A 3,553-nucleotide genomic window follows, 5' to 3' on the forward strand; every position below is an offset into this window, starting at 1 on the left:
CGCGGCACCATGAGCCGCCACGAACTCGTGGAGCCGGGGTCGATGGAGTTCCCGCGCATCGACGGCCGCCGCCTCGGCGACCGGCACGGGGTGATCGCCGTAGGCACGACGAGCGGACGGGAGACGCTGGTCTCCGGGGACCACGACGAGCTCATGTGGCTGGACTCCCGGACCGGGTCCACCACGGCCTGGGACGCCGGCGGGCTCGCGGTCGGCGAACCGACGTTCGTGCCCCGCCCCGGCGACCCGGACGAGTCCCACGGCTGGTGGGTCACGTTCGCGATCGACCGCGCCGACGAGACGAGCTGGTGGCTCGTGATCCCGGCTGCGGACCCGGCGAGCGGACCGGTCGCCCGGGTGCGCATCCCGACCCGCGTGCCGCTGGGCCTGCACGGGTGCTGGTTGCCGAGCGAGGAATAGCCCGGTCGCACCGGTGGACGGGGAGGAGCCTGGGGTGGAACTGTTCGGCGAGGCGACCGTGGCGGACCCCTACACGGTGTTCGGGGCGTTGCGCGAGAGCGATCCGGTGCACTGGAGCGACGAGGTCGACGCCTTCGTGCTGACCCGTTTCGCCGACGTCCGGGCCGTCCTGCACGACGTGCGCTTCTCGTCACGGGTGCTCGACGCCACCACCTCCGACGGGACCACCTCGGAGGAGCACGCGGGAACCGGCGTCACCGCGACCCGCACCTCCGAGGTGCTCGCCGCGGCCTACACGTTCGTCAACCACAGCCTCGTCTTCGCCGACGCGCCCGAGCACACCCGCCTCCGGCGGCTGGTGGCGCACGCGTTCGTGCCCTCGGCCATCGCCGCGCTGCGCCGCCCGATCGAGTGGCACGTCCGGCGCCTGCTCGACGCGGCCGGCCCGACCTTCGACGTCATCGGCGCCCTGGCCGAGCCGCTGCCGATCGCCGTGCTCGGCGACCTGCTCGGGGTCGCGCTGCTCGGGGAGGACGGGCGGCGTCTCAAGCGCGCCTGCGACGACTTCCTGCTGCCCTGGGGTCGGGACGTCTCCACGCTCTCGGCGGCGGAGCGGGATGCCGCCGCGGCCGCCGGTCAGGACCTGCGTGGCTTCGTCGACCGCGTCCTGGACGGTGCGACACCCGCGGCGGGTGGCGACGGGGTCGTGGACCGGCTCGTGGCGGGCGAGGCCAGTGACCACCTCACCGCCGAGGAACTCTTCGCCACCATCGTCCTGCTGCTCATCGCCGGCCACGAGAACCTGACGAGCCTGCTCGGCAACGGGGTGGCGCTGCTCATGGGGCTGCCGGAGGTCCGCGCCGACCTGCGGGAGCACCCCGAGCACTGGCCGGCCGCGGTCGACGAGCTCCTCCGCCTGGTGACCCCCAACCAGTTCATCCGCCGCGTGGCCCGCGAGGACGTCCGGTTCGGCGATGCGCTGGTCCCGTCCGGCGCCACGGTCGTCCTCGTGCTGGCCGCGGCCAACCGCGACCCCGACCGCTTCCCCGACCCGGACGCGTTCGTCCTCGACCGTCCCGACCGCCGGGACGTGGCCCTCGGCCAGGGACCGCACTACTGCCTCGGCGGTCCGCTCGCCCGGCTCGAGGCCGAACTGGCCCTGCGCATCCTCGTCGAGCAGCACCCGACGCTCACGCCCACCGGGCCCGCGCGCTACGCCGCGAACCTCAACCTGCGCCTCATCGACTCCCTGCCGGTCACGACGATCCCGTCCCGGTGAGGGTGGCCCCACCGGTGGCCGGGGTGCCGCGGCGGGTGGATGCTCCGGCGGGTGCCGACCGATCGACGTGACGTGACGGGCGAGAGCCGGGAGGTGCTGGACTCGTTCCGCTGCGGGGACCAGGCCGCGTTCGTCGGGGTGGTCGAACGGTATCGCGGTGAGCTGCGGGTGCACTGCTACCGGCTGTTGGGCTCCGTGCAGGACTCCGAGGACCTGGTGCAGGAGACGTTCGTGCGGGCGTGGCAGGCGCGCGGGGGGTTCCAGGGCCGCTCGACGGTCCGCGCGTGGTTGTACCGCATCGCGACCAACGCCTGCCTCGACGTGGTGGCCCACCGGCGGCGCCGGTCCCTGCCGTACCAGCTCTCCGGCCCGTCGGACCCGGAGACCGCGCTGCCGGCGCGGCCCGAGCCGGTCTGGCTCCAGCCCTGCCCGGACCGGCTGCTGGAGTCGGCGTCCGAGCCGGTGGCTCCCCGCGAGCACGGGCCCGAGGCGGTGGCGCTGTCACGGGAGACCGTCGAGCTGGCCTTCATCGCGGCGCTGCAGACGTTGCCGGCCCGGCAACGCGCAGCCCACGTGCTGCGCGACGTGGTGGGGTGGTCGGCGGCCGAGGTCGCCGAGGCACTGGACACGACGGTGGCCGCGGTCAACAGCGCCCTGCAGCGGGCCCGGGCGACGGTCCGCGCCCAGCTCGGCGGTCCGCGGGGCCGGTGGTCGCGACCCGAGGTCCCGCCGGGGGAGGAACGGGAGGTCCTGGAGCGGTTCATGGACGCCGTGGAGCGGGGCGACACCGCGGCGATCGCGGAGCTGGTGCTCGTCGACGTCCGCGGAGCGATGCCGCCCTATCCGATGTGGTACTCGGGGCGGGACAGCCTGGTGGCGACCCTCGCCCGTGGCTTCGCGCTGGTCGGCGGGTTCCGGACCGTGGCCACCCGGGCCAACCGGGCACCGGCGGTGGCGCTGTACCACCGCGCTCGGGGTGCCTCGCCGACGACGCCGTGGGACGCGACGGCCATCAGCGTGCTGCGGATCGTCCCCGGCGGGATCGCCGAGATCACCTCCTTCCACGATCCCGGCCTGTTCGGCCGGTTCGCCCTGCCCGACGCCCTCCCGGCCGCGTGAGCGTCCCGCGGCACCGATGAGTTCTCCGGCGCCGCTCGTCTCAACCTCCGAGGTCGCGCCCGAGCACGGGCGCGACCCGCACGAACAGAGGAGTGGACGTGGGCACCATCGACGGGCGGGCGACGACCTCACCGCGGCTGCTGTACTCGGCGACGACGTCGCTGGACGGGTACATCTCCGGACCGGGCGGGGACCAGTCCTGGATGACCGGCTACCTCGGGCCCAACCCGGTGGCCGACGAGCTGGTCTCCGACATCGGCGCGCTGCTGGTGGGGGCGCGCACCTTCGGCGGGGACGACCCGAACCGGGGCACCGACAAGGAGGGCGCGTTCTCCGGGCAGTGGCACGGCCCGCAGTTCGTGCTCACCCACCGGCCGCCCGACGCCGCGCCGGCGGGCGTGACGTTCGTTGACGACCTCGACACGGCCGTGGCCGCCGCCAAGGAGGCGGCGGGCGACAAGACCTACGTCAACGTGCTGGGCGCCAGCGTCGGGAGGCAGTGCCTCGAGGCCGGCGTGCTCGACGAGATCCTCGTGCTCGTCGCCCCGGTCCTGCTCGGCGACGGCGTGCGGTTGTTCGAACGTCGCGGGGGCGAGACGGTGGCGCTGGAACGCACCAGCGTCTCCCGGGCGCCGCTGGCGACGAACCTGTGGTTCCGCGTGCACCCCTGAGGTCGTGCGACGAGGCAGATGGGGGCCTCGTCCACCGCACGCGTCAGCCGGGAAGCACCGGGGG

At 74.5% G+C, this 3,553-nt stretch carries 4 protein-coding genes; all 4 read left to right on the top strand.

What is annotated here, in order from left to right; all coding sequences use genetic code 11:
• Positions 1 to 420 (top strand): carotenoid oxygenase family protein (locus AC0CYZ_RS23345; RefSeq protein ID WP_472219769.1); only part of this gene is annotated, 420 nt, incomplete at its 5' end.
• A 34-nt stretch (positions 421 to 454) separates the two neighbouring features.
• A complete protein-coding gene (locus AC0CYZ_RS23350; protein ID WP_472219770.1) occupies positions 455 to 1,699 on the top strand; it encodes a cytochrome P450 in 1,245 nt (414 codons plus the stop codon).
• Positions 1,700 to 1,771: 72 nt separating this feature from the next.
• Positions 1,772 to 2,818 carry an RNA polymerase subunit sigma-70 gene (locus tag AC0CYZ_RS23355; RefSeq protein WP_472219772.1) on the top strand — a complete coding sequence of 349 codons (1,047 nt, stop codon included), beginning with the start codon at positions 1,772 to 1,774 and terminating at the stop codon, positions 2,816 to 2,818.
• Positions 2,819 to 2,916: 98 nt separating this feature from the next.
• Positions 2,917 to 3,489 (top strand): dihydrofolate reductase family protein, encoded by a 573-nt coding sequence (locus AC0CYZ_RS23360; RefSeq protein WP_472219774.1) that lies wholly within the window; start codon positions 2,917 to 2,919, stop codon positions 3,487 to 3,489.
• Positions 3,490 to 3,553 lie beyond the last annotated feature (64 nt).

The sequence above is a fragment of the Actinomycetospora sp. genome (assembly GCF_055612215.1).